Here is a 25,816-nt window from a genome sequence, read left to right on the forward strand (position 1 = left end):
TTACGTATACTCTATTGAAAGGTGAAAAATAAGCCCAATGTATTGTAAATACTAGCCTAAACATAGCTCGTACCAACCTTTTAAATGGAGTATTTCATGCATGATAGTTATCAATCGATCAGAGTTTTAAGCTTGAATGGCGGGGGTGCGAGAGGGCTTTTCACCATCAGTGTACTAGCTGAAATAGAACGCATATTGGAAGAAGAAGCTGGTTACAAGGATGTTAAGGCAGGTGATTATTTTGATCTTATTACAGGGACCTCCATTGGAGGAATCTTAGCTTTAGGATTAGCTTCTGGTAAAAGTGCTAGAGAATTAGAGTCTGTATTTAGAAAGAAAGCGCCAAACATATTTCCTAAGCGATGGGGCTTTGTTAATAAGATGCGGTCTATCTTCATGCCACGCTATGATAGCAAACCTTTACTTGCTGCGGTCATAAGTATGATTGATCCTGAAATGTCATTTAATGATTTAAAGCGTCGAGTCATGATCCCAGCCGTCAACTTATCCACAGGAAAACCTCAATTTTTCAAGACCCCTCATAACCCAGACTTTAACAGAGATGGCCGTTTAAAACTAATTGATGCGGCTATGGCGACTTCTGCTGCCCCTACTTACTTCTCACCTCATTACTGTCCTGACATTGATTCTTACTTTGCTGATGGAGGGTTAGTAGCAAACAACCCTTCTTTTATTGGTCTCCATGAAGTTCTTCAAGATATGAAAAGTGACTTTGAACAAGCTAAAGTTACTGACATTAAAATATTAAATATAGGAACATTAGGAGAAGAATACACTATTAGTCCTGCCGCAATTAGTAGTCAAAACTGGTTTAAGAAAGGCTACTTGGGTTTATGGGGAGCTGGTGAGCGGCTTGTTTTAACCACCATGACAGCAAACCAGTTACTACATAAAGCAATGCTTATACGTGAACTTAGAATTCACAATGCAGTAGATAACTATGTGTACCTAGATGATACTATTCCTAATGAAGCAGCTTCAGATATTACAATAGATAATGCAAGCGAAAGTAGCCTTAGAAACCTATCAAGCAGAGGTAAACAGCTAGCTACAAATGAATTCACCACAAATAAACGTCTACAGTCTTTTTTTGATAAGCCTGCAGCTCAATTCGTGAAAAAATCTAATTAAAGGAAGAATAATTATGCTTTGGGATTTACATGGTTACTACAGTAATAGAAGCGAAGGCTTAATAAGCAAATTGAAGCTAAGTGAGACTCAAGATGATGGGTTAAAAAATCTTCGTAGAATAGTGCGTAAGCGAATAACTACTGTATTTGAAGAAATACAAGACCTTGCAAAAAAAAATGTAGCCTCTTATAACTCCATGTCCGTTTCTATATTGAAGGAAAACGTTTCTCATACGTCCATTAAGCATTTAACACCGGATGAACAAGATACTGTTGTGAACTTGTTATACAACATGGATAGTAATGTAACCTCTGATTTCTTAAGACTAAAACCAAGGTTTTGGACACAAGGTAGTTATCAATATGGAACCCTCAATCTCCCATATATTTCGCCTCCACAAGAAATGGACATTGATGATGGTGTTTATTTACCTATGGCTTTATTCGAAGAGAAGCCTGTCATAGCACATGAGTTATTGTTGTTACTTGTTGATTCGTCTCTTAAATCATTAGTAGCTGAGCATAATGGGTGGGAATTTGAAGCAAAGAGAACATGTGCGCGAATAAAAATCCCCGAAGCTAATACACACATTGATGTTCCTATGTACGCAATTCCAGAGGAAAAATTTATAACAAAAGAAATAGCCGAAGCAAAAGCTTACAATAGGCAAAGGCAAGCATTCGACTCATCTGATGTATCATTAGAATCGTATCGCAAAGAGGAAATTAAAGTTGACCGTAACTGCGTTAATTTAGCATTAAGGGACGATGAAAAAAAATGGTTAAAAAGTGATCCTAGAATAGTTGAAGATTGGTTCAATCAAAGCAGTCAACGTATTGGTAGCCATTTAAAAAAATTATGCAGATTCATAAAGTCTTGGCGAGATGCTCAATGGCCGAATGGCGGTGGCCCTTCCTCAATATCTCTAATGGCTGCAACAGTTGAAATTTTAAATACACATCCACATGATGAGACCAATTTTGGCGAAACAATGAAATTGATTGCCAATAAATTACCAGAAACGTTCAATGCTGGTGTAGAAAGCCCAGACGATACTGACGAAAAACCATTATTTCCTCCATTTTCTGAGCAAGACTTAACGCAGAAAGAGATTGTTAATAGAATGAAAGAGTTGGAGCCTAGTTTAATTGAGTCTGAAATGGCACCGACTAAATATGCCTCTCTACTTAAAATTAACGAAGCATTTGGTAACCGAGTATCAAACCACGAACTTATCACTACCAAACCAGCGGCGCCTGCTTTTAAAGATGAACCAAGTGTGTCTGCAAAACCTCAGACAATCAGCTCAACATTTACGAGTGGCTAATTTTGTCAAAAGATAACATTCATCAGATATTGCTGAGCTGCGGTTTTCGATACACTTCTGCTCGGCATATCCCACAAACATCCCCACTTTGTAAATACGATAAATCAGAAGGGTTCTATGTTAAAGACTATAAGCCTTTAGGTAAGGTTTTTAGAATAGCTTTAAGCATTCAAGATGACCCTCATATAAAACTTCCTACTGCATACATCATAGAGCTCCCTGAAGAGTACAAAGACGTTCTTATGCCTCATGTAAATTTCGGTTGGTATCTCTGTTATGTAGAACAAATGGAAGGAGATTGGGATTCTAATAATTTAAGCGCGACATACAACGATGTAGATCAACAAATTATGAGCACTCTATGTAATTCGGTGCAATCGTTGGCAAATGGCCTTTCGGCTAGAGACCCTGAAATGGAAGGTGAATTTGCATCATATTGGGTATATGAAAAAGAAGCGTATTTACTGACAGTACCTCCACCTCTGAAGGGGTTAGCAAGGTTAACTTGCCAATCAATTGAATTAAAGAATAAACAAGACCTATCACCTCAAGACCGCGAATGGATAATTTACTCTGACATAGAAAAAGATGGTGTTGCTTCATGGATGACTCAAAGAAACCTTGAAATAACTGAAGAAAATTATTATGTGGATTCAGCTTACTTCAAGATAACTCCAGTTTCATTAGAAGCTGAATCATGGCCACCAGAGGGGTTGAAGCAATTTTTTAGCTGGCTCAGTAGTGTAGACCCTAATGGCTGTAGACGTATCTTAAAATACTTATCGAACAAACCACACACTAAGAAGCATATGCTTTTATTGGAGATTGAGAACCAGGATATTATTGGAGTATTAGTGGAATTAAACTTGGGTGCGTTATCACTAAATTCTCATAAAAATAATTTTAAACAACGACGTCTCCTATCCGCTTTATCTAGCAAGACAGCAACAAAAAGCTTCGAAAGATTCAAAATAACAAAAACTGATAAAGATACTATTCTCCATAGAAATATGCCGAGATCACGATCAGGTAATTTGAACAAGAAAAGAATTGCTCTCATAGGATGCGGTACGATTGGTGGTTACACAGCAGAATTGTTACTTCGATCAGGGGCTGGTTGTGAAGGCGGATGCTTTCATCTGTTTGATGCCGATAGTTTTGGAGCCCATAACTTTGGACGCCACTGCCTAACAACTGCAAATATTGGTTCTAATAAGGCATCAGCTGTTGCGGCTTCACTAAACTCCTCCACGCACATTAACAAGGAAATTCATGGGTTCGCCTTTAACTTTCCAGTGGAATCAAGCATATTAAGAGAATATGACATTATCATTGATGCTACCGGTCGCCCCCCTATATCAAAGCGCTTAGCAGCAGTCGTTAGAAAAATTAAAAAAGATGAAAGGCCCCTCTTGATACATGGCTTCAATGATGGAAATGGACGAGCTAGTAAAGTTCTTATAGATGACGGAAATAGTTGCTATGGCTGTTTAATATCAACGCCATCACTTTACAAAAACAATTTGGACCTTAGATTTCAGAGCTTAGTACAACAAGCCGAAAGGTTCATTAGCTGCGGCAGCTCTTATACTCCTTACGATGCATCTGTAAGTATTGTTACAGCCGCTTTGATTCAAGAAGCAGTACTAAACTCATTAGAAACAACCCTTCCTTGGACCTATAACGAACACATGTTTGATGGGAGTCGGTCACGTAAATCAAGGTTATTGCCTCCTCACATAAACTGTACCATTTGCCATGAGTAATGTTGAAATGGTATTTGGAGATGAACATGAAAATTTGGTTGTTATCATGCCAAGTGCACTACGCCGATTTTGCATTTATAAACAGCTAAAAAAAGAGAGCAGCGAAGCGGGTGGTGTATTAATCGGAGAACGAAGAGGACAACACATTGTTATTTGGGATATCTCCGAACCAGGTATTGGCGATAAACGTAGTAGATATTCTTTTGATAGGCTTGGAAAGCATCATCAAAAAAAGATAAACGACGCTTATTCTCAATCCTCAGGAAAAATGCAATATCTAGGTGAGTGGCATACACACCCCGAAGACCATCCAAAGCCTTCAATAATAGATAAAAATACATGGCATAATCACCTACCTGTAATTCTACCTATGATTGTCATAATTGTAGGTAGAGAAAGCATTTGGCTAGCGAAAAAAATTAAAGGTGATACATCTACTATGAAACTAATCGAAACTTGATTTCACTGGCTTAGTTGAAAGTATGGATGAAGTGAAGCAACATCAGCTATTCAGGCCTAGCTTTGGTATATCTAAACCTAAAATTCTCCAATACTTGAAATACATTGGAAGTTACCCGTGCTTATAGTTTGATAAGCTCGATCCTATTTCCCACAGCCCCCTAAGCTAAGTTATCCTCAACTCTATACAGAATTGAGAATGGTTGAATAATTTACCATCAAAGATGGTATTGCAGATTGGACTTCTCAGAGTTTGCTAGACGTCACACCAAGACTCTTGATGTTGCAATCTAGGAATCATATAAATTCTCGCAAATCTCTGCTTGCTCTTTCCCTTGACTTAAGGTTTTCAAGCTCCCATTCTAACTCTTCAATTCTAGTAGCCACGGACTGCATTTCATCCTCATCCAAATCAACAGCTAAAGCATAATCTACATACCGTTTTATAGTTGTTGTTACAGACTGATGGCCAGCCTGCAGTCTTAATGCTTGCTCAACATGCCTAACATCAATTTGCTTTAGATCATTACTTTTTCTTCTAATAATACGTTCGATTTTAATTAACCTTGCGGCAAACCTCGTTAAACCGAAACGCCTTAAAGCGTGTGGAGTTATCTTTGGGTTAAATGAAGTTAATACTGTATAAAATGTATTTTTGCTCATTCTTGGTTTTAGAGATCTATTACCAGCATTAATAAAAACATTATCAATATCACCACGTTTTTTCCAAATACTACTTATAACGTCATCTCTCTCATATTCAATATAATCCCAAGTAGCCTTTATTAAACTTTTACTCACTGTAACCTTTCTATGCTTTCCATATTTAGTGCCTCGATGAATATATACTTCTGACATAGATGTGTTAAAGTTATCGACTCGAGGTAAATCAGAAATTTGTAAAAAAATAAGTTCTTGTGACCGTAATGCGGCCTCAGTCGCCCATCTAACCATGAGTAGATTTCGAATTGATAAAAATTCACCAACAGAATTATCCTTTTGGTTTTGAACTTCTCTAGCTAAATAATCGTTCAATGCTCTTATCTCATGAGCTTTAGGGATATATTTCATTGGTTTTTGTACACTCCCTTTTAAAAAGGGTATCACAAAGTCGCTTCCACCCTTAGAAGGCTTTTTTACTATAATATTGAAATCAGTATTATCTGCTTTGTTTGGCCACCCAATCATATTTGAGCAGTAAGAAGTGTTATTTTGACACCACCAATAAAACCTACATATCGATGATAAATAAAGATCACAACTTTCATTAGATAGTCGGGCAAGAGCCTCATCACGATAACGCTCTATAGTGAAAGTTGTTGGTTCAGATAGGTAATCTATTTTCTCTGATTCACAAAAATTTAACCAATGCACTAAATGGTCGGCATCAGCTCGCACTGTTTTATCAGCCAAACCAATATTAAACTTTCGTTCAATTAACCACTCTGTAACAGGAACAACAGTTTTACCAGATGTGAATATAACCTTAGGGCAATTACAAGGAGCTAATACCTTGTGGCTCATTTACGCTCCAGACTAATGATTTTTCTATTGGTATTTTGATCTCGTATCTGCGCTTGAAAAATTTGATTCTTTCTCTTAGCATCAATTAATTGCCTGCGAAGCTCAGTGTTCTCTTCAGCCTGCGCGTCCCTTTCTTTCTTTGTATTCTCCAATTCAACCTTTAGTTTTTTAATTACGACTTGAAGCTCTTTATCATTAGATTGTACTTTTGGGTCGCCTTTTTTTCGGCGTGCTTCACACTCATTTAAAAGCCCTAGAATACGTTTGTTTAACGCTGTACCACCTTTGATTGCTCTAGAAGACTTAGAAAACTTCTCATAGCGCCCCTCTGATAGAGTTACAAACCAGTTAAGGGAAAACTTAGTTGGAATAGAAAAATCGATACTAGAGCCATTTATGTAACTTTCAAGAGCAGTTATTTTGCTCTCTATCTTCTGCATTAATAAAACTTTTAGACCGTTACCCATTTTGTAACGCCTCAAGCATGGGTGAGGATGAACAAACCAAATCTGTTACATTAATGTGATTAATTGGTTGGTCTACTGGAAGCAAATTAGGACAGCCTTCACAACTTCCTTTGGTTGCGCTAGAGCATTGTATGGCTCCGTTCTCTAAGCATTTACTTCTCTTCTTGATATCAGGAGTTAGGCCAAAGCATGCTCCATCTTTGACAAAATTTAGAACATACTTATCAACTAATTTACCTTTATCTTCCATTCTTGAAATCCGCTTTTCGCTCTGTCCTTCAATGACTCCAAATAATTCTGCTATTTCATTACCAATCAACGATTTATCTGATCTGAAATCACTTTCAATTAGATCAATAATCCGTTCATTTTTAACTTGCTGCATCTCCCACTGCCCATCGCTATCAGTGATATAATCCATTGTCATCTCAATAGACTCATGACCTAAAAACCAATTAAGAGTAAATAAGTTAGGGTCGCGGTATTGATAGTAATAAGCCATAGCTAAAAATCGCCTAAATTGGTGGTCAGCAAATATGAATGGATTACCGTCTTCATCTTTTGATTCTATTCCCACGTAGTCACAAAAACCATTGAAATCCGGCCATGCTTTACCATGTTTAGAATTTGCACCAGTGACTTGCATAAGGTTATCAAATTGACTAGCTTCTCTTCCTTTCACTGATAGATCTTCAAGAATAGATACAGCCTTAGCCACAACCTTCAAGGTTGGTAAAGCTCGCTCACCTTGATTAAATTTTTCTTGATCAACAATCAAATACCAGAGTCCGCCTTCTTCATATGTACAATTAGATTTAAGTCCATATATCTCATCTCTTCGGCGAGCTGTAAATGCTAATATGACAAGTAAACATGCTGACACAAGGTGTTTATTAACTATTTGTTCAATAGATGTTTGTTTATGTTGATATGTTGTAATTGGGTGTGGGAAGTTAACCAGTTGATTTTTTTTAATCCACTGAGAAGTAAGCTTTCTAGCATAATGTGATTGTGATTCAAGATTCCCACCACCATCTCCCTCTTTTAGCTCCTCAAATCTTTCTTTATGGATTTGCTTAGTACGCTTAAAGTAGCAATGTAGAGGATTAGCATAATCAATTACCCAACGGATAGATTCGTCCATTACTGCATACATAATATTTTGGGGTATATTTCGGGTCTTTAAATTAGAAGTAGTCGCCTTATTTTTAGATAATTTAGATACTTTAACATCATCCATCCACATACGATCTACTCGGTGATTTTCTGTGAAGAGGTCAGGCATTAAATAAACTTGCCGCATTAGACCTGATAAAATTGATATCGACTTTCTAATAGTAGTTTCCGATTGAGTTTCAATATTATTTTTTATCACACCACTTCCTTTCAAGTCATAACCTAGTGGCTTTAATGTTTTATATTTTAGCAACTGATATTTAGGAGCATTTTGAAGAGCTCGCGCACTGACTCCAAGCTCAAAAGAAAACATATCGTTATCAAATTCTATTTTTTCAAAATTTGTCTTTAAATACTTTGTTGACTTCCTAATTTTCGTATAGGCCCCAATATTTCCATTAGAAATTATCTCATCAAATCGATTTACTGCTCGTGAATCTAAGTCCAAACGCACTACTAGCCCTTTTGTAGAATAATCAGTAATAAGTTGATTAATAACAGAACTATTAATACTAGATAAATTTGAAATATTAGGAATTAAAAGTAAATATCGATAAAAATTAAACAACGTATTTGCTGCTTTATATAATGATTCAGCTGAATCTATCATACCTAGCTTTTTGTCTGTTGTAGAAGCCCTTATCAAGAGACTCATTTTTATCAATTGTACTGTGCCATAATAATTATTTAGCTTCTCACCATTCGGACCAACAGGTATGTTTTCCCAATCAATATCATAAGTCCTTTTCATGTTTTTAGTGTCTTGCAATACCCAAATATCAGAATCATAAAAGCAGTCTTTGAACCATCTTATCTTTAGGGATTCAATATCGCTTCTAGTATTAAAATCTGAAAAATAATTGACGTAATTAATGATTGGCAATGCCATTAGATATTTACCTCAGCAACAGGAATGAGGCTTGCGTATGAGTTTTGAGTTAGTGCTGCTTTTTCTTGTGCCTCTCTCATTAATCTGGCATGCGTTGGGTCTTTTGAAAAGGTATCAAGAATGAGGGTTGTGAAAACATGCCATACTCGCCATTTATAAAAATCATTGTCGCTTAGAGTCTGGTTTAATTGAACAAGAACTTCATGCCACTGTATAACATTAGCTAAATTATTTATTGAAGTTACGAATACGCCCCTTCGCTGCTTGCATGTCGGACATTTATCTACCTTGTTACATACACTACCAGCTTTTGTTCCAGGTTGAGCGCCAGCGATTGGATCAATGCAATGAATACCACCAAACTGTTGATTAATTGCATTTTGAGCTTCTTTTTGGCGCTGTTCCAAAGCAAATTCTTTATTTTCATTATACAAAATAGGATCAATACCAATTTTCTCAGCAAAACCTTCAATATCAACTGTAAATAATGCTTGGTACCAGTTAAGAAATAATCGTATTTCTTTATCTTGTTGCCATACTTCAGGATAATGATATGTATAGCGCTTACCCATTTCTAAAGAAGTGTGTTGACCTTCAATCATTACAGCTGTTGCGTCCCTAGTAACAAGCCCAGTAAGAAGAAGAGCACTCCCCCTGATCGCTTTAGGAGTTGTTTCCCAAGCGCCGCCGGACGCTTTTTTAGAGAGTTTTTTAAAAATTCGATTAAAGAATTCTAATGACGGTCTAGTAGGTGCATAAACGCGCTTATTTATACTAATTTTTACATTATTTTTGTGCCATTGAAGAAATAGAAATTTTCTATCTCTTGGAATTACATCATTGAGGAATTTTTCACGACATTCAATTTGGTGGAGGAATACATCTCTTACAGTGAGAGTTTGGGGAGCAAGCTCATCTATTCTCATTGGAAGTTTTTTATATTTTGCCTCATGCCCACGCTGCCTTTTTTTAGTCCAATTAAGTTGAAAAGATTTTTTATCCAAATCGATTAGATCATCTTCCTTTAACCCCCAAACACTGGTTGTATTTGCATTAGTTTCAAGCATGATAAATGCGAATGCACAAACCATCCCATAATTTGAGCAACCAAGGTACCTTCGTATATGATCCCGATTATAGTTATATCTACTCATTCTATCTGGCAGCCAAAATAAGCTGTAACGAGAGTCCGTATTTAAAAGCAACCTTCCTTCGTTATAACGAATCAAATAATTTACTAAAACTGAAGTTGCGCATCCGCCTAATGCTTCATCATACAAGTGCATTTTTGTATGTGCATCGACGTTTGATAACATAGTTTTATGGAATTTATCTGCACAAGCACTTATCTCTAAGTCTTCAGCCCATTTTTTAGCTTGGTTTGTTGAGTCTATATATGCAATATAATCGCTAGCTGCTTGATCTTTAAGCTGAATTTTTCTATTTTGTAACGAGGAAATCACTAAGGATACTGGATTAAAATCAAAATCTTCTTCAGTATTCTCAAGTGCATTTTTAATCAGGGATATAACATCCTCATCGAGCGAAACATCATTATCATCAATGGAATCTACAAGTTTTTGCAGATCATTTTTACTTCTATTTATAAGTCGATAAAAATCATTAGATAAAAATGTGGAACTCTGCCCAAGTCTTTGCTTGTCTTTCCATCCACGAAGAACAAGTCCATGCGGAATAGTTTTAGTATAAGCCAAATACTCTAGAAGCTTTCTGACTCCCATTAATTGATTGTTACGAGTCTTTAGTTGGTCTTCTTGAAAGAAGGTATCAAATATATCGTTTCGATACTCGGTTAAGAAGTTTTGCCAAGCAAGATACTCTTCCGCTAATGATCCGCCATCCTGCCCAATATAGCTCCAAACTGGATGGTTTGGCCTATCTGCTAAAAACCTTAGCCATCTAGTTATATGTTGGTAATAGGTTCTTTCGGTAGATTCTGTTTTAAACGTTGCATTAAGCAACCCCCAAGCCTTTGCTACATCAAGCAGAAAATCATTCGGTAAAGTATTCGAGTAAATAGAGAATGATCTAATCGTGGTAGAGTTTACTTTTACTTCCATAAAAAATGGGGACTATTACTAGCCCCCACCTAATTAAATTACAAAGAAAAAACCATTAAGCTCATTCTTGACTATCCGTATCTTCAATCACAATGGATTCTTTCTTTGTAGGGGTTTGGATAAGTTGGTTACGAATTTCTGTTTCAATTTCATTCGCAATATCTGGGTTTTCTTCAAGATATTTTGCTGCATTCGCTTTACCTTGTCCAATTTTAGTATCTTTATAAGCATACCAAGCTCCAGCTTTATCAACTAGCCCTTGTTTCACACCTAAATCAATGATCTCCCCCATGTGATAAATACCTTCTCCGTACATGATTTGGAATTCAGCCTGTCTGAAAGGAGGAGCAACTTTGTTTTTAACGACTTTGACACGAGTTTCATTACCAACAACTTCGTCACCTTGTTTCACTGATCCTATGCGGCGAATATCAAGTCGTACAGAAGAATAGAACTTAAGGGCGTTACCACCTGTTGTCGTCTCTGGTGAGCCAAACATGACTCCGATTTTCATTCGAATCTGGTTTATGAATATGATCATACAATTGGCGTTTTTAGCGCCACCTGTAAGTTTTCGAAGTGCTTGAGACATTAAACGAGCCTGTAAACCCATATGGGAATCCCCCATTTCGCCTTCTATTTCTGCTTTAGGCGTTAAGGCTGCCACTGAGTCTACAACAATTAAATTTACAGCATTTGAGCGAACCAACATATCCACAATTTCAAGCGCTTGTTCACCAGTATCAGGTTGAGACAAAAGCAGTTCATCAACATTTACACCAAGCTTTTCAGCATAAGATGGATCAAGGGCATGCTCTGCATCAATAAACGCACAGGTATATCCTTTCTTTTGTGCTTCGGCGATTGTACTAAGTGTTAGGGTTGTCTTCCCGGAACTTTCTGGTCCATACAGTTCTATACAACGACCCAGAGGAAGTCCGCCTATACCAAGAGCTATATCTAATCCTAAAGAGCCTGTTGATACACTAGGAATCGCTTCTCGTGGAGTATCCCCCATTTTCATTATTGCGCCTTTCCCAAATTGACGTTCAATCTGAGATAAAGCTGCATCAAGTGCTTTTTTCTTATTAGCATCAACCACTTTAGATTCCATTATATTCACCTATAATTTTTTCAATATTCTTTATGTGTACTAGTTCATCTAAATAAAAAGCGCTTAGGGCCAGTTCCAACAAGGACTAAACGAACATGTACCACTTTATCTATAGTGCCTTAAAAAATTTCACAGATACGACCATAAGGAAGACCACCAGCACCTAGTGCAATATCCAGACCTAACGATCCAGTAGAAACCGTATCAATATCAAGCTTGGCACCTTCGCCCATCTTCATGATGGCGCCTTTACCAAATTGACGCTCGATTTGAGACAGCGCTGCATCCAGCGCCTTTTTCTTGTTGTCTGCAATAGATGACATTATGAAATCCTTGTGGCTACTTTTCGTTGTGATTAATTGTCGTTGTGGGTAACTCTATCGTTTTTTTTGGGGAATCTCAAGAAATACTGTATATAAAAACAGTATTATTTTTCACTGCTTTCAAGCATCTCTTTCACACCATGAAGAGCAGCTAAAACAGTCGCTTCTCTTACCGCTTGACGATCCCCAGAAAACTGAAAACGCTCAACTTTGGCTTCTTGTCCAAGCATTTTCCACCCGATATAAACACAACCTACAGGCTTTTCTGGCGAGCCGCCCCCAGGACCAGCCACGCCACTCACAGCCACAGAAATGTCACCGCCTAATTGTAAGGCACCAGCACACATCTCTTTCACTGTTTGCTCAGACACGGCACCAAAGGATGATAGCGTTTCTTCTTTTACCGACAAACCACGCATCTTAGCTTCATTGGCATAGCTAATCACACCACCAAAAAACCATGATGAGCTACCAGCTATTTCCGTGCATACCGCACTAATCAACCCGCCAGTGCAAGACTCAGCCGTAACCAACAACAACGCTCTTGCTTGTAAGAGTTCGCTGGCTTGTTGTGCCGCTCGTGTCATTTTTTGCATTTGATTCATTATCGTTATCCCTTAAATCCTAGGAAAATATCCCGTAGAATACCCCTCTATTTTTTGGATCACAATCGAGCTTCCCGAATGAGTAAAACACCAGCAGATAATCATACACCGATGATGCGCCAATACTTCGGCCTTAAATCACAGCACCCAAACCAGCTGCTATTTTATCGCATGGGAGATTTTTACGAGCTTTTCTACGATGACGCTAAACGCGCGTCTCAGCTGCTTGATATTACACTTACCGCTCGCGGTCATTCTGGTGGCATGCCAATTCCGATGGCTGGTATTCCCTATCACGCTGCGGAAAACTACATTGCGCGCTTAGTTCGTATGGGCGAGTCCGTTGTTGTGGCTGAGCAAACTGGCGATCCAGCCACCAGCAAAGGTCCTGTTGAACGCCAAATCGCTCGCATTGTAACGCCAGGCACCATTAGTGATGAAGCATTCCTGGAAGAGAAACGCGAAAACCTTCTACTTTCCCTGGCTCATCAATCCCGTAAAGGGCTCGATATTTTTGGTTTCTCTTATTTAGATATGGCCAGTGGCCGTTTTTGCTTATTTGAAGTAGATGGTCACGAAGCGCTTTCTAGTGAATTACAGCGTTTATCGCCGAGAGAAATTTTGATCTCTGAAGATTTCCCTGCACGAAAGACACTGAAGCTGGAAAAAGGCATCTCTGAACTTGGCCCTTGGCATTTCGATTATGAATCCAGTTATCGCCAATTAATTCAGCAATTCAACACCAAAGACCTTTCTGGTTTTGGTTGTGAGGCCATGACAGCCGCTATTGCGTCTGCAGGTGCTTTACTTCAATACGCTAAAGATACTCAACGCTCTGCGTTACCGCACATTCAATCCATCATGGTTGAACATAAAGACGATTCGGTTCTGATTGATGGCGCGACTCGACGTAACTTAGAAATCGATATCAATCTTACTGGCGGTACCAGCAACACAGTTGTAGAAGTTCTCGATAAATGCTCTACACCAATGGGCAGCCGCTTACTAAAACGTTGGCTGCACACGCCAATTCGTGATTTAAACGAAATTCAGGCTCGCCAACAAGTCGTCGCAGAATTACAGAAAAACCAAACCTATGATGTCTTTGAAGCGCCTCTTAAAAAAGTGGGCGATTTAGAACGCATATTGTCACGCGTCGCCTTACGCTCTGCTCGCCCAAGAGACTTATTGCGCCTGCGATTTGCGCTTGAAGCCGCCCCAGAAATCAACGATTTGTTAGCAAGTGCTACATCTGAGCGACTGCAAGAACTCAATCAGCGTATTATCGCGCAACCAGATATCACAGAGACGTTGGCAAAAGCCCTTGTCGAAAATCCACCGTCAGTTGTTCGTGATGGTGGTATTTTTGCCAAAGGCTACGATGAAGAGTTAGACGAACTATTGGCCTTATCCACTAATGCCACAGACTTTCTTGCCGAAATGGAACGCAGCGAAAAAGCCCGTACTGGCATCAGCTCATTAAAAGTCGGTTTTAATCGAGTTCATGGTTATTACATTGAGATTAGTCGTCTACATTCCGATCAGGCACCGGTGGAATACATTCGTCGTCAGACGCTAAAAAATGCCGAACGTTTTATCACACCAGAACTAAAAGCCTTTGAAGACAAAGCCCTGAGTGCAAAATCCAAATCCCTTGCCAGAGAAAAAGAGCTTTACGAAGCGCTTCTAGAACAACTTAATGAGATTCTAGGCGAACTACAAACCACCAGCCAAGCTTTAGCGCAACTTGATGTACTGAACAACTTTGCGGAACGCGCTAATGCGCTTAGTTTTACCTGCCCTGAATTACATAATCGTGGTGGTATTCAAATTGTCGGCGGCCGTCACCCTGTAGTGGAATCGGTTATTTCAGAACCTTTCGTACCAAACGATCTTGATCTAAATGACAAACGCTCCTTATTGATGATCACCGGCCCGAATATGGGCGGTAAATCTACCTACATGCGCCAAATAGCTTTAATCACTTTATTGGCGCATACCGGCTGTTTTGTACCAGCAGAATCGGCTTCTATCTCTGTAGTGGATCGAATCTTTACACGAATGGGTTCATCAGATGATCTTGCCGGCGGTCGCTCAACCTTTATGGTGGAAATGACGGAAACCGCAAATATCCTAAATAACGCCAGCAAAAATAGCCTGGTACTAATGGATGAAGTTGGACGCGGCACCAGTACATTTGATGGCCTGTCATTAGCTTGGGCAGCAGTCGACTATTTAGCTAATAAGTTAAAATGTTATGTTTTGTTCGCAACGCATTACTTTGAGCTCACTACGCTTGCTGACCAATTAGAAAACGCGGCTAACGTTCACTTAACAGCGACAGAGTACGAAGATGAAATCGTCTTCTTACACAAGGTCCATGAAGGCCCAGCTAGCCAATCATACGGGCTACAAGTTGCACAACTAGCAGGGGTCCCTCGAGATGTTATTGGGCACGCTAAGCAAAAACTCAAAGAACTGGAAGTCGTCACAGGCATTGACCTTGATACAAAGACCATAGAGACTAAGGCAAATTCAAGTTCAATCAAAGCAAAAACCAAGGAGCACTTGGTCAAAGAAAGCAAGAATGGCTATCAACCTCAGCAAGTGGATATGTTTGCTCAGGCGGAACAAAATGCCTTGAAAAATGCTCTTGAAGAACTAGATTTAGATAATATGACGCCGCTAGAAGCAATAAGCGCCCTTTATAAGCTAAAGTCTCAGCTGTAATGGGTTATAGAGACCTTTAAGACTTCTGTCGAAAGGTCTCGATATAAGCTAATAGCAGATAAATTTAGCCTAATGACGATTGTTGCTTGCCGCGAAATAGCCTATACATCTAAAATAGCGCGCAATCATTTTTATAGCTTGTAAGGAGAAGTCGAATGGCTTTCATCGTTACCGATAACTGCATTCGCTGCAAATACACTGACTGTGTTGAAGTTTGTCCTGTGGACTGCTTCTACGAAGGCCCTAACTTTTTAGCCATCAATCCTGACGAGTGTATCGACTGCGCATTATGTGAACCTGAATGTCCAGCCAATGCTATCTTCTCTGAAGACGAATTGCCTGAAGACCAAGAAGTGTTCGTAGAATTGAACAGAGACTTGTCTTTGATCTGGCCAAATATTGCAGAGAAAAAAGACGCACTTCCTGATGCCGCGCAGTGGGATGGTGTTGAAGATAAATTAGAGCATTTAGAGCGCTAGTTTAACGCTATACCAAATTTAAAAGCCAAGAATGTAAAAAAGCGACTCCAAGGTCGCTTTTTTTTATACTTAACTTTATACAGATAAAAACCGACAAATTTAAGACAAAAAAAAGGGCGCCTATTGGCAACCCTGCTTTTTGCTAACATCCTGTCAAGCAACTCTTCCGATGAGTAAAACATCACTGTTTGCTTCATCATGAAGCATCCAAACTATCCTTATCAAATGGCGCATTCCATCAAACCACGTTATTCCTTTGAACAATCCATTGCTCTCGAACATCCGGTTCAATCCTTAACACCATCAATGGCATTTCATTAAGCACGTCATGCGCTTTTCATCCATGAATTCCGTTTGGATAAGACACAATTTAACAGCTAAAAAATATATATCAACTTTATCAAAAACAACTAAAATTCAGTTATTTTATTTAAAATCAATGAGATAGATAGAGATCACAAAAATACATGACATATAGCCACACAACATACGGGAAACGCCTACAGGCATGTAAGGAAAAGACTACAAACCTTGATTATTCATTCAAACATACAGAGTCATATAGCAACAAGAAACTCATCAGCCCACTTGATTGCATCAAGGTACGTAGTTTTCAAGTCGTCCAAATCTTGAGGACTTTTTATCGTATGTCCACTGCCATAATGCTCCACTAGATCAAGCGTATTACCCACTCTTCCAGATCGATGTACTATCGCGTTAATAAATTCACTTGGTAAAGGCAACTCCCCGAGCACTTCGTCTAACTTCATTCCTGTGCAAACATCAATCATTGACAACATTCCGGCTAAAAAATATTTATCCTGATTATTGTAACCCCGGCTATGAGCAAATAATTCAGCGTGTTTCGCGCGAACCATTATTTGCTCAAGCAAAACGTGTCTATCTCCAACCATTTCAGACATTAATAATAAATTGGTTAATGATTTAAGTTTTTCCACACCAATCAACATAATAGCCAAACGCACAGAATCAACCGAGGCAACTAAGCCTGTAATAGGAGAGTTTAAGTAACGCAGTAGTTTATGAACCAGTCCTGCGTCTTGGCTGACTATTCGCTCCAGATCGTCGACACTTAAAGTCGATGTATTTAAAAGCGATGACATCAATTGCAAAAGTGTCATACTGTTCACTTTAGACGCTTTACTAGATATCAATTCAGGCTTTTCAAAAAAGTACCCCTGAAAATATTCAACACCTAACAAACGGCAAAATTGATAGTCTTCCCACGTCTCCACTTTCTCAGCAATAATTTTAATGTTAAAGCCCCTTAGTGCTTCAACTTGTTTGTGGAAATTATCTCGGCCTAAAGTCTGGACATCTAGTTTGATGTAGTCTGCGAGCTCAATAAAAGGCGTTAACTTACTATCAAAAACAAAATCGTCTAATGCTATAGAGCAGCCAGCTTTCACCCAGCGACGTAAAGATGACAACAAAATCGCATCGAAGCCCGAACCTTCCAGTACTTCAACCACGATATTTTCTTTATTGATCGGCATGCCACTGGGACTTAACAAATAAGCGCGAGGAAAGTTAATAAATGCCTTACTTGTCCCCACAAGGTTTTCCATACCCAGCTCAAAAAGACTAGCAGCTATGACCTGAGCTGTTGCTCCAACGTCATCTATAATATCAGCCTGCGCTGCAACAGAATTTTTGCGATAAAGAAGTTCATACCCCATTACAGCAAGGCGACTGTCTACGATTGGCTGTCTTGCCAATGCAACATTAGAGTGGGCTGATAATACATTTTCGACCATATCGTTTCCGTTTCAATAAAAGTATCAGTATTAATTTATACAGTGTCTCAATATTGTCTAAAAATTGCCATTGGGCATAGACAATAATCTTGGTAACATGGACTACATAAAATGTAGCCAGCTATATAAAACAAAATAAAGCAATAATCTGTGGGGAAAACAATGCCAGTATATCGCTCCAAAACAACTACATCGGGCCGTAATATGGCCGGAGCTCGCGCGCTATGGCGTGCAACCGGAATGACAGACGATGATTTTCAAAAGCCAATCATAGCCGTGGTCAACTCTTTCACTCAATTTGTACCAGGTCATGTTCATCTCAAAGACATGGGCCAACTGGTTGCTCGTGAAATTGAAGCCGCAGGTGGTGTAGCGAAAGAATTTAACACTATTGCTGTCGACGACGGTATCGCCATGGGTCATGACGGCATGCTTTACAGTCTTCCATCTCGTGATTTGATCGCAGATTCTGTTGAATACATGGTTAATGCTCATTGCGCCGATGCTATGGTTTGTATTTCAAACTGTGACAAAATTACACCGGGGATGCTAATGGCTGCTATGCGCATAAATATTCCGGTTATTTTTGTGTCTGGCGGTCCAATGGAAGCGGGAAAAACCAAACTGTCCGAAAACAAACTTGACCTAGTCGATGCCATGGTTATCGCAGCAGACCCAACGGCAACAGATGAAAAAGTAGCCGAATACGAACGCTCAGCGTGCCCAACCTGTGGCTCTTGCTCTGGCATGTTTACCGCGAACTCAATGAACTGCCTAACCGAAGCGCTTGGTCTAAGTTTACCGGGCAACGGCACGACATTAGCCACTCACTCAGATCGTCGCCGTTTGTTTTTAGATGCTGGTCGTCGCATCGTAGACATCACTAAACGTTTCTACGAAAACGATGAAGCGAACTGGGCACCACGTTCTATCGCAAGCTTCGAAGCCTTTGAAAATGCCATGACTTTAGACATCGCCATGGGTGGCTCAACCAACACTATCTTGCATTTATTGGCAATTGCCAATGAAGCAGGTGTTGATTTCACCATGCAAGATATTGATCGCTTATCTCGTAAAGTGCCTCAACTATGCAAAGTAGCGCCAAACTCACCGAAATACCACGTTGAAGATGTACACCGTGCCGGTGGTATTTTTGCCTTGCTGGGTGAGCTTGATCGCGCAGGAATTTTGCACAATCAGTGTCACACTGTGCATTCAAAAACCATGCTAGAAGCGTTAGAGACATGGGATATTATGCGCTCGCCAACTCCTGAGATCATAGAATTTTACAAAGCAGGACCTGCCGGCATTCCAACGCAAACCGCGTTCAGCCAATCTACTCGCTGGCCTTCTTTAGATGGAGACCGTGCTGAGGGTTGCATTCGCTCCATCGAAAATGCTTTTTCCCTCGAAGGTGGCTTAGCAGTACTTTATGGCAACATCGCTGTTGATGGCTGTGTTGTAAAAAGTGCAGGTGTAGACGAATCGATTCTTGTGTTTGAAGGCCGTGCTCACGTAACGGAGTCTCAAGACGAAGCGGTTAAGAACATTCTTGATGATAAAGTGGAAGCAGGTGACATTGTCATCGTTCGCTACGAAGGCCCTAAAGGCGGACCAGGCATGCAAGAAATGCTTTATCCAACGTCTTACATTAAGTCCAAAGGATTAGGAAAAGCCTGCGCACTATTAACTGACGGTCGTTTCTCTGGTGGTACATCTGGCCTGTCTATCGGTCACGCTTCACCTGAAGCTGCTGCCGGCGGCGCAATCGGTTTGGTTGAAAATGGCGACCGTATTTTGATCGACATTCCAAATCGTACGATCAATGTTTTGCTTAGCGATGAAGAGCTACAAACTCGTCGCGACGCTATGAACGCAAAAGGCGCAAACGCTTGGAAGCCAGTTGAAGAACGTCCACGTAAAGTCTCTCCAGCACTAAAAGTGTACGCGCACTTTGCGACCAGTGCGGACAAAGGGGCAGTACGTGATATTAGTCAAATCGACTAATTGTTAAAAAAGTAATACGCAAAAGGCCGCTTTGCCAAATACGGGCGTTGCGGCCTTTTTCATTCAAAATCTAATTATTCATCACAGGAAAAACAATGCTCAGCTATCGCCATATTTATCATGCAGGCAACCACGCTGATATTTTAAAACATTTGACGGTCAGTCAAATATGTCGCCATTTTATAAAAAAAGACGCGCCTTTTTTCTATTTGGATACACACGCTGGCATTGGTCAATATTCACTAAACTCTGAGCAGGCGCAAAAGAACAAAGAATTCCATTCAGGTATTGCACGACTGTTAACCGAAGACAACCTTCCTGAGCCATTGGAAAACCTGTTAGACATCGTCCGCGAGATGAACCCAACAGATACGTTAGAGTTTTATCCTGGCAGCCCCAAAATTGTCGATTATTACGTTCGCCAAAAAGACAAGCTACACTTATGTGAGCTGCATCCAAACGATTACCCTATTTTAGCGGCACTTTTCCCGAATAAACGTAAAGCCAATGTTGTAAAAGACAATGGCTTTGCCGCGGTTAAAGCCATGCTGCCACCACCACAGAAGCGTGGATTCGTGCTGATGGATCCACCTTATGAGGTGAAAAAAGATTACCAATACGTTGTTCAAGCTCTAGATGATGGTTACAAACGCTTCCCTCAAGGCACTTATGCCATTTGGTATCCTGTATTAAATCGTCAGCAAGCTAACGAATTATTAAAGTCCGTCAAAGCAACCAATATTCGTAATGTGCTTTTACTAGAGCTTTGCATTAGAAACACAGAACAAGAGCGCGGCATGGCAGGAAGCGGTATGATTATCGTCAATCCACCTTGGACTCTAGAAAAAGAAGCCAAGGAATTTTTGCCAGTGCTCAGCAAGTTACTAGCAGAAGATAATGATGCGGATTACCAAGTTACTTGGATCACCCCAGAATAACCATATTATAAAGGAGCGCGTCATGAACACGCCTTTTGAACTCGCGTTTAAGTACATGCCAACGCCTGCTTTTATAATAGAAAGCAGCACTGGCAAACTAATATCATACAATCGCAACTTTGAAATTTTGTTTGAAAATTTTAATTCGACGCCTTCCGGTACCTGGGAATCACTTTGTGAAGACGCCGTTTCTCCTGACGACTGGCAAAAGCTTAATAAAAAAATCAAAAGCGGCAGCATTGAGCGTTGTGAAAGCTTAATTCGTGTTGGTGATAAGCTAATCAATATGCAGCTTGAAATGCGCCACCTTGGCGAAACGGTGTTGGCTTGTGTTTACAATACTGACCACATGGATCTTTCTGCTGCCGAAAACACCCTGCTAAAATTCGCACTGACAGAATCTTCTGCGGGATTGTGGATCTGGGAAACAGAGTCAGATTTAGTATCTTGTTCAAAATCCATTGCGACACTATTGAATTATCCACTTGATAAAACACCACGCTCTACTACTGAATGGCACGCCCTTGTTCATCCCGATGATGTGAAAAAATTGGCTACTGTAGTCAATGAGCATGTAGCACTCAATCAAGATTATTATGAAGTGGAATATCGTATTCTGACGGGTGACCAACGTTACCTATGGGTAAAAGAACGCGGCAGAAGCTACACCAAAGGCCCAGATGGCAGCATCAAGAAGATCATTGGTTTCATGGTGGATATTAGCCACCAAAAAGCACTGGAAGAACATCTACGCAACCAAGCGACATTTGATGAACTAACAGGGCTATTGACTCGTGGCGCAGCGCTGACGCATTTTAAAAAGCAACTAGGCTTGGCAAAACGCCAATATACGCCATTAACCATGGCAAAAATAAACCTTGATGCTAACGAACGCCTAAGCAAACTTCCAATGGAAGCGCGCAATATTGCCATTCAAACCTCCGCTCGTTATATCTATAAAAAGATTAGAGAAGCGGATGTACTAGCACGAGTAGAGCCTGACAAACTGCTGTTATTACTTCCTAACACCAGCGTAAAAGATGCGAAGACTTTGCTAAAACACATCATTAACCCGACAGAAAGTGAAAGCTCAGCTTTGTTTGAAGGCAATTCAGATCCTATGGATTTCTGTATTGGTATAGCAGCGTTTCCAGAAGATGGTGAAACAATAGAAGAACTAGCGCTGAGCGCAAATCAAGCCGTTGAAGATGGCCAAGCTTCTTGCAAACAAATCGTCGTTAACTAGATTTAAGTTCTTAAAAACAAAAACGCCGCATTTTTAATGCGGCGTTTTTGTTCTAGCAAATATGACTATTTAGTCGCGATCACCTTGCAGCGTTAAAACGATCCTTCTCGCGCCACCATGATCACGGTGTTCACCTAAATAAACGCCTTGCCAAATCCCTAAGCACAACCTCTTATCCCGAATAGGAATCGTCAAAGATGAGCCCAACATGCTGGCTTTTATGTGTGCGGGCATGTCGTCGCTGCCTTCGTAAATATGCTCATAATAGGGCTGATCTTCTGGCACCATGTGAGAAAAATGTTTTTCCATATCACGGCGAACAGAAGGATCGGCGTTTTCATTGATCGTCAAAGAAGCCGAAGTATGCAGCAGTTGAATATGCAATAACCCTATCGATACTGGTGTCATTTTTGATAAAGCAGCCGCCACCTGATCAGTGATCAAATGAAAGCCTCGACGCATCGCTGGCAATTGAATCTCAATTTGTTGCCACATAATGAATTACTCTGCGCTGGTTCTTTGGTAAACAGAGAAACGATAGTCGTATGGATTCGGACCTTCAGCGGCGAAAGCTTCTTCGCCTATCAGGGTAAACGATGGCCAATCTACCTCTGGGAAAAACGCATCACCTTTTACTTCGGCGTCCACATGAGTGATGTACAAACGATCCGCGCGTTCAAGAGCAAGTTGGTAAATTTGCGCGCCGCCGATAACCATGACTTCTTCTTGGCCATTAACCAAGCAAATATCTTCGCCAAGGGAAATGGCATCTTCCAATGTCGTCACCACATCAATCCCCTCCGCTTGATAAGCTGGATCACGACTGATAACAATATTGCGACGACCTGGCAATGGCTTGCCAATAGATTCAAAGGTTTTACGTCCCATGACAATGGGTTTGCCCATCGTCGCTTGCTTGAAATATTTAAGATCATTTGGCAAATGCCAAGGTAACGAGTTATTAATACCGATGGTTCGGTTCGTAGACATAGCGACAATTAGTGACAACATACAATAACCTGCTTAAAAATCTTGGCTCTTCTTTGCTCCGACAATCCAAGAGCAAAGGCTTCTGATATAATCAATGGCATTTATTATACCCATGACGATCCAGATTGCATTTCCTAACCTGCATTACCAGCATTCGTCGAGGCTAAAACAGACAAGGCATTTTTATGAAACAGTATTTAGATCTTTGCAACCGCATCGTTAACGAAGGTGAATGGGTCAACAACGAACGTACTGGCAAGCGCTGCCTAACCGTTATTAATGCCGACCTCACCTATGATGTAAGTAAAGGCGAATTCCCTCTCGTCACCACACGTAAAAGCTATTGGAAGTCTGCTATTGCCGAAATCATCGGCTATTTAAGAGGCTACGATAACGCGGCAGACTTTCGTGCGCTGGGCACCAAAACATGGGATGCCAATGCCAACGAAAACGAAGTTTGGCTAAACAACCCTTACCGTAAAGGCGAAGATGACATGGGACTTTGCTATGGTGCTATTGGCCGTCACTTCCCAAAGCCAGACGGTGGTCATATCGACCTATTAAAACAGATTGTTGACGATCTAAGCCGTGGTGTGGATAACCGTGGGGAAATCCTCACTTTTTATCACCCAGGCGCGTTTCACATGGCTTGTCTTCGTCCTTGTATGTACAGCCATCACTTTTCATTGCTTGGTGATACGCTTTATCTAAACAGCACACAGCGCAGCTGTGATGTGCCACTTGGTTTAAATTTCAACATGGTTCAGGTATACGTATTGCTTGCCATCGTTGCGCAAATCACAGGGAAAAAACCAGGCAAAGCCTTTCATAAGATAGTGAACGCTCACATCTATGAAGATCAGCTAGAACTAATGCGTGACGTACAACTAAAGCGCGAGCCTTACCCTCTGCCAACTTTAAAAATCAACCCAGAGATCAAATCTTTAAAAGACATAGAAACTTGGGTCACCATGGATGACTTTGAAATCGAAGGCTACCAATTCCACGAGCCTATCTCCTACCCTTTCTCAGTTTAAGCAACTCTCGGTTCAAGAGACCTAAAAGCAAAACAGCGAACCAATAATGGTTCGCTGTTTTATATTGAAGTCATCTTTGTGGATAAATTAATCCTATAAGAACTTTTCTATCAAAATTTCATCGATATATTTGCCACGAACTTTAGCGTGTTTTTTCGCAGTTCCTACCACTTCAAAGCCCTGTCTTAAATACGTCGCTAAAGCGTTTGGGTTATCCTCTCTGACGTAGGCGAATAACTTTTCATAGCCTTTTGATCTTGCTAAGTTGAAGGTCGCTTTAAATAAAATCGATGCAACCCCTTGCCTTCTGCAACTGGCATCAACAAATGTTCCAATAATACCGACATGATCAAAAGCATGAGTATAGGCAGCAAACGGCTCTACATTTTGAAAGCCAATGACGCTTGAACCCTCTTCGTTTAAGGCCACATGAAACACCCCCCTCTCAGGGAAGTCTTGAATAAATTGCTCCTCATCTTCTACCGAAAAAGTAATATCGAGTATGGTAAAAAGACCTTCCTCGATAATGGGATTCAAAATATTAACTATGTCTTGTGCATCTTTGGTTTGCGCTTCTCTAACCAAGAGTGTCATGCTTTTCCTTAACAATTTTATGGTATTCAATACAATCAATACTGTTACCCTGCACTTCAGCGAAGTTTTCATGGGTCTTCATTTCAACAAATCCGTTGTGTGTCAGCACTCTCTGCGAAGCAATGTTGTCCACAGAAGCGAAGGCGATTATTTTTTGCAGATTAAGCTCGTTAGCCAGTTGAGTTATTTGTTCAGCTGCACGCTTGGCAATGCCACGTCCGGCAAATTTTTCGCCCATTCGATAGCCTAAATAAGCCTCGTGCGACACTAAATTAATATCGGTTAAATTAATACGTCCAGCAATCTCACCGGTGTCGTCAATAATAAGCATCGGCAACATGGCTTTTCTTTGATGTTGCGAAAGAAATTCTTCGATGTGCTTTTTTACACCTTCATCACTGTAAAAACTAACTTCCCGCGGATTGATATGCGCTTCAAACCAAGTTCGGTTTTCTGTTTCAAATAGCAGCAAAGGTTTAAAGTCAGACCGAGATAATAGACGCAGTTCCATTTCAAGCTGAGTGTGTGGTGAAGCGAAAATTTAGTGCCTGCATGATTTTAAAAATCGTGTCGAAGCGCGGCTTTGTTTTACCACTGATGGTTTTATATAAGCTTTCTCTGTTCAGTCCAGATGCTAAAGCAATATCGGTTACACCATGTTTTTTAACCAGCAATCCCAATGCTTCAATAAAGGTATTTGGGTCATCGTCAGCCAAACATTCTTGTAAGAAAGCCTGCACTTCTTCCTGTGTTTCAATATAATCAAACGGATTAAAATCGCTTGCCTTTAATGTCATGATGGTTGCTCCCATTCACTAAGCAATATCTTCGCTTTCTCTATATCTTTGCTCTGTGTGCCTTTATGGCCACCATTAATAAGCAAGATAACTTCGTTATTACGTACGCTGTAATAAACTCGATAGCCTTTTCCCACAAAAACACGCATCTCCAAGAGATTACTCGCAATCACTTTGCTATCACCGAAGTTGCCGTTAATCGCCCTAATGATTCGCATGTTTATCGCCAAAAGAGCTTGTCGATCCTTTAGTTTAAACAGCCATTGATCAAAAACATCCGTTTTCTTGATTTCATACTTCATATAAATAATTGTAGCCCTTAGGCTACATCAATACA

The 25,816-nt window shown here is 40.1% G+C and carries 23 protein-coding genes and 1 pseudogene; 10 read left to right on the top strand and 14 right to left on the bottom strand.

From position 1 onward, the window contains the following. The first annotated feature begins 96 nt into the window (after positions 1–96). Genes TY87_RS14495 through cap3 form a run of 4 tightly spaced genes read left to right on the top strand, consistent with a single transcriptional unit; the run spans position 97 to position 4,705 of the window. Positions 97–1,152 carry a CBASS cGAMP-activated phospholipase gene (locus TY87_RS14495; RefSeq protein ID WP_100187619.1) on the top strand — a complete coding sequence of 352 codons (1,056 nt, stop codon included), beginning with the start codon at positions 97–99 and terminating at the stop codon, positions 1,150–1,152. A 13-nt stretch (positions 1,153–1,165) separates the two neighbouring features. Further along, on the top strand, positions 1,166–2,479 hold the full coding sequence (locus tag TY87_RS14500; protein ID WP_100187620.1) for a CBASS cGAMP synthase: 1,314 nt from the start codon (positions 1,166–1,168) through the stop codon (positions 2,477–2,479). Between the two features lie 2 nt (positions 2,480–2,481). Then, complete coding sequence (locus TY87_RS14505) at positions 2,482–4,245, top strand: E2/UBC family protein (protein WP_198432105.1); 1,764 nt, start codon at positions 2,482–2,484, stop codon at positions 4,243–4,245. Next, positions 4,238–4,705 carry a CBASS system CD-NTase/cGAS isopeptidase Cap3 gene (gene cap3, locus TY87_RS14510; protein WP_100187621.1) on the top strand — a complete coding sequence of 156 codons (468 nt, stop codon included), beginning with the start codon at positions 4,238–4,240 and terminating at the stop codon, positions 4,703–4,705. Before TY87_RS14505 ends, cap3 begins: the two co-directional genes overlap by 8 nt. A gap of 296 nt (positions 4,706–5,001) precedes the next feature. Here cap3 and TY87_RS14515 read toward each other — a convergent pair whose 3' ends face one another. The 7 genes and pseudogenes from TY87_RS14515 to TY87_RS14545 form a co-directional block, all read right to left on the bottom strand. Next, a complete protein-coding gene (locus tag TY87_RS14515) occupies positions 5,002–6,228 on the bottom strand; it encodes a tyrosine-type recombinase/integrase (protein ID WP_100187622.1) in 1,227 nt (408 codons plus the stop codon). Next, a complete protein-coding gene (locus TY87_RS14520) occupies positions 6,225–6,695 on the bottom strand; it encodes a hypothetical protein (protein ID WP_100187623.1) in 471 nt (156 codons plus the stop codon). The genes TY87_RS14515 and TY87_RS14520 overlap by 4 nt, the downstream gene beginning before the upstream one ends. After that, positions 6,688–8,760 carry a site-specific integrase gene (locus tag TY87_RS14525; RefSeq protein WP_100187624.1) on the bottom strand — a complete coding sequence of 691 codons (2,073 nt, stop codon included), beginning with the start codon at positions 8,758–8,760 and terminating at the stop codon, positions 6,688–6,690. Before TY87_RS14525 ends, TY87_RS14520 begins: the two co-directional genes overlap by 8 nt. Continuing rightward, a complete protein-coding gene (locus TY87_RS14530; RefSeq protein ID WP_100187625.1) occupies positions 8,760–10,841 on the bottom strand; it encodes a hypothetical protein in 2,082 nt (693 codons plus the stop codon). The genes TY87_RS14525 and TY87_RS14530 overlap by 1 nt, the downstream gene beginning before the upstream one ends. 61 nt (positions 10,842–10,902) lie before the next feature. Beyond that, the gene (recA, locus tag TY87_RS14535) at positions 10,903–11,955 is read right to left on the bottom strand and encodes a recombinase RecA (protein ID WP_100187626.1); all 1,053 of its coding nucleotides are present in this window, start codon (positions 11,953–11,955) and stop codon (positions 10,903–10,905) included. Positions 11,956–12,077: 122 nt separating this feature from the next. Next, positions 12,078–12,269, bottom strand: a pseudogene (locus TY87_RS14540) (recombinase RecA); the annotation flags it as partial. Positions 12,270–12,382: 113 nt separating this feature from the next. Then, on the bottom strand, positions 12,383–12,883 hold the full coding sequence (locus TY87_RS14545; RefSeq protein ID WP_084122585.1) for a CinA family protein: 501 nt from the start codon (positions 12,881–12,883) through the stop codon (positions 12,383–12,385). A gap of 78 nt (positions 12,884–12,961) precedes the next feature. On the opposite strand from TY87_RS14545, the gene mutS reads away from it, so the two are divergent. Further along, positions 12,962–15,613, top strand: coding sequence for a DNA mismatch repair protein MutS (mutS, locus tag TY87_RS14550; protein WP_100187628.1), 2,652 nt, complete (start codon positions 12,962–12,964; stop codon positions 15,611–15,613). 155 nt (positions 15,614–15,768) lie between these two features. After that, positions 15,769–16,092 (top strand): ferredoxin FdxA, encoded by a 324-nt coding sequence (gene fdxA, locus TY87_RS14555; protein WP_012071401.1) that lies wholly within the window; start codon positions 15,769–15,771, stop codon positions 16,090–16,092. Positions 16,093–16,649: 557 nt separating this feature from the next. On the opposite strand, the gene TY87_RS14565 is transcribed toward fdxA, so the two are convergent. Further along, positions 16,650–17,870, bottom strand: a complete 1,221-nt coding sequence (locus TY87_RS14565; RefSeq protein WP_100187630.1) for an EAL and HDOD domain-containing protein — start codon at positions 17,868–17,870, stop codon at positions 16,650–16,652. Between the two features lie 162 nt (positions 17,871–18,032). On the opposite strand from TY87_RS14565, the gene ilvD reads away from it, so the two are divergent. From ilvD to TY87_RS14580, 3 genes are all read left to right on the top strand, one after another. After that, positions 18,033–19,877, top strand: coding sequence for a dihydroxy-acid dehydratase (ilvD, locus tag TY87_RS14570; protein WP_072841589.1), 1,845 nt, complete (start codon positions 18,033–18,035; stop codon positions 19,875–19,877). A 95-nt stretch (positions 19,878–19,972) separates the two neighbouring features. Beyond that, positions 19,973–20,815 (top strand): 23S rRNA (adenine(2030)-N(6))-methyltransferase RlmJ, encoded by an 843-nt coding sequence (locus TY87_RS14575; RefSeq protein WP_072841587.1) that lies wholly within the window; start codon positions 19,973–19,975, stop codon positions 20,813–20,815. A gap of 22 nt (positions 20,816–20,837) precedes the next feature. Next, on the top strand, positions 20,838–22,061 hold the full coding sequence (locus tag TY87_RS14580; RefSeq protein ID WP_072841585.1) for a sensor domain-containing diguanylate cyclase: 1,224 nt from the start codon (positions 20,838–20,840) through the stop codon (positions 22,059–22,061). Positions 22,062–22,130: 69 nt separating this feature from the next. On the opposite strand, the gene TY87_RS14585 is transcribed toward TY87_RS14580, so the two are convergent. Then, the gene (locus TY87_RS14585; protein ID WP_100187631.1) at positions 22,131–22,556 is read right to left on the bottom strand and encodes a secondary thiamine-phosphate synthase enzyme YjbQ; all 426 of its coding nucleotides are present in this window, start codon (positions 22,554–22,556) and stop codon (positions 22,131–22,133) included. 6 nt (positions 22,557–22,562) lie between these two features. After that, positions 22,563–23,072: a type 3 dihydrofolate reductase gene (gene folA / locus TY87_RS14590; RefSeq protein WP_100187632.1), complete on the bottom strand. Its 510-nt coding sequence runs from the start codon at positions 23,070–23,072 to the stop codon at positions 22,563–22,565. A gap of 164 nt (positions 23,073–23,236) precedes the next feature. Between folA and TY87_RS14595 the strand changes: the two genes are divergently transcribed. Next, the gene (locus TY87_RS14595; RefSeq protein WP_100187633.1) at positions 23,237–24,088 is read left to right on the top strand and encodes a thymidylate synthase; all 852 of its coding nucleotides are present in this window, start codon (positions 23,237–23,239) and stop codon (positions 24,086–24,088) included. 93 nt (positions 24,089–24,181) lie between these two features. Here TY87_RS14595 and TY87_RS14600 read toward each other — a convergent pair whose 3' ends face one another. From TY87_RS14600 to TY87_RS14615, 4 genes are read right to left on the bottom strand one after another with little or no spacing between them, the layout of a single operon-like run. Beyond that, a complete protein-coding gene (locus TY87_RS14600; RefSeq protein ID WP_100187634.1) occupies positions 24,182–24,682 on the bottom strand; it encodes a GNAT family N-acetyltransferase in 501 nt (166 codons plus the stop codon). Then, on the bottom strand, positions 24,666–25,193 hold the full coding sequence (locus TY87_RS14605) for a GNAT family N-acetyltransferase (RefSeq protein ID WP_100187635.1): 528 nt from the start codon (positions 25,191–25,193) through the stop codon (positions 24,666–24,668). The genes TY87_RS14600 and TY87_RS14605 overlap by 17 nt, the downstream gene beginning before the upstream one ends. A 1-nt stretch (position 25,194) precedes the next feature. Further along, positions 25,195–25,479, bottom strand: a complete 285-nt coding sequence (locus TY87_RS14610; protein ID WP_100187636.1) for an addiction module antidote protein — start codon at positions 25,477–25,479, stop codon at positions 25,195–25,197. Beyond that, positions 25,476–25,781 (bottom strand): type II toxin-antitoxin system RelE/ParE family toxin, encoded by a 306-nt coding sequence (locus TY87_RS14615; RefSeq protein ID WP_100187637.1) that lies wholly within the window; start codon positions 25,779–25,781, stop codon positions 25,476–25,478. Before TY87_RS14615 ends, TY87_RS14610 begins: the two co-directional genes overlap by 4 nt. Positions 25,782–25,816 lie beyond the last annotated feature (35 nt).

This window comes from Marinomonas sp. BSi20584 (assembly GCF_002792415.1).
GTDB lineage: Bacteria > Pseudomonadota > Gammaproteobacteria > Pseudomonadales > Marinomonadaceae > Marinomonas > Marinomonas polaris.

What these genes read in the sequence shown, in the direction of transcription:
- TY87_RS14530 (WP_100187625.1), bottom strand. Translation starts at nt 10,841, where the DNA reads ATGGAAGTAAAAGTAAACTCTACCACGATTAGATCATTCTCTATTTAC.
- TY87_RS14545 (WP_084122585.1), bottom strand. Translation starts at nt 12,883, where the DNA reads ATGAATCAAATGCAAAAAATGACACGAGCGGCACAACAAGCCAGCGAA.
- TY87_RS14515 (WP_100187622.1), bottom strand. Translation starts at nt 6,228, where the DNA reads ATGAGCCACAAGGTATTAGCTCCTTGTAATTGCCCTAAGGTTATATTC.
- TY87_RS14520 (WP_100187623.1), bottom strand. Translation starts at nt 6,695, where the DNA reads ATGGGTAACGGTCTAAAAGTTTTATTAATGCAGAAGATAGAGAGCAAA.
- TY87_RS14615 (WP_100187637.1), bottom strand. Translation starts at nt 25,781, where the DNA reads ATGAAGTATGAAATCAAGAAAACGGATGTTTTTGATCAATGGCTGTTT.
- cap3 (WP_100187621.1), top strand. Translation starts at nt 4,238, where the DNA reads ATGAGTAATGTTGAAATGGTATTTGGAGATGAACATGAAAATTTGGTT.
- TY87_RS14495 (WP_100187619.1), top strand. Translation starts at nt 97, where the DNA reads ATGCATGATAGTTATCAATCGATCAGAGTTTTAAGCTTGAATGGCGGG.
- recA (WP_100187626.1), bottom strand. Translation starts at nt 11,955, where the DNA reads ATGGAATCTAAAGTGGTTGATGCTAATAAGAAAAAAGCACTTGATGCA.
- ilvD (WP_072841589.1), top strand. Translation starts at nt 18,033, where the DNA reads ATGCCAGTATATCGCTCCAAAACAACTACATCGGGCCGTAATATGGCC.
- mutS (WP_100187628.1), top strand. Translation starts at nt 12,962, where the DNA reads ATGAGTAAAACACCAGCAGATAATCATACACCGATGATGCGCCAATAC.
- TY87_RS14585 (WP_100187631.1), bottom strand. Translation starts at nt 22,556, where the DNA reads ATGTGGCAACAAATTGAGATTCAATTGCCAGCGATGCGTCGAGGCTTT.
- folA (WP_100187632.1), bottom strand. Translation starts at nt 23,072, where the DNA reads ATGTTGTCACTAATTGTCGCTATGTCTACGAACCGAACCATCGGTATT.
- TY87_RS14525 (WP_100187624.1), bottom strand. Translation starts at nt 8,760, where the DNA reads ATGGCATTGCCAATCATTAATTACGTCAATTATTTTTCAGATTTTAAT.
- fdxA (WP_012071401.1), top strand. Translation starts at nt 15,769, where the DNA reads ATGGCTTTCATCGTTACCGATAACTGCATTCGCTGCAAATACACTGAC.
- TY87_RS14610 (WP_100187636.1), bottom strand. Translation starts at nt 25,479, where the DNA reads ATGACATTAAAGGCAAGCGATTTTAATCCGTTTGATTATATTGAAACA.
- TY87_RS14595 (WP_100187633.1), top strand. Translation starts at nt 23,237, where the DNA reads ATGAAACAGTATTTAGATCTTTGCAACCGCATCGTTAACGAAGGTGAA.
- TY87_RS14565 (WP_100187630.1), bottom strand. Translation starts at nt 17,870, where the DNA reads ATGGTCGAAAATGTATTATCAGCCCACTCTAATGTTGCATTGGCAAGA.
- TY87_RS14605 (WP_100187635.1), bottom strand. Translation starts at nt 25,193, where the DNA reads ATGGAACTGCGTCTATTATCTCGGTCTGACTTTAAACCTTTGCTGCTA.
- TY87_RS14600 (WP_100187634.1), bottom strand. Translation starts at nt 24,682, where the DNA reads ATGACACTCTTGGTTAGAGAAGCGCAAACCAAAGATGCACAAGACATA.
- TY87_RS14575 (WP_072841587.1), top strand. Translation starts at nt 19,973, where the DNA reads ATGCTCAGCTATCGCCATATTTATCATGCAGGCAACCACGCTGATATT.
- TY87_RS14580 (WP_072841585.1), top strand. Translation starts at nt 20,838, where the DNA reads ATGAACACGCCTTTTGAACTCGCGTTTAAGTACATGCCAACGCCTGCT.
- TY87_RS14500 (WP_100187620.1), top strand. Translation starts at nt 1,166, where the DNA reads ATGCTTTGGGATTTACATGGTTACTACAGTAATAGAAGCGAAGGCTTA.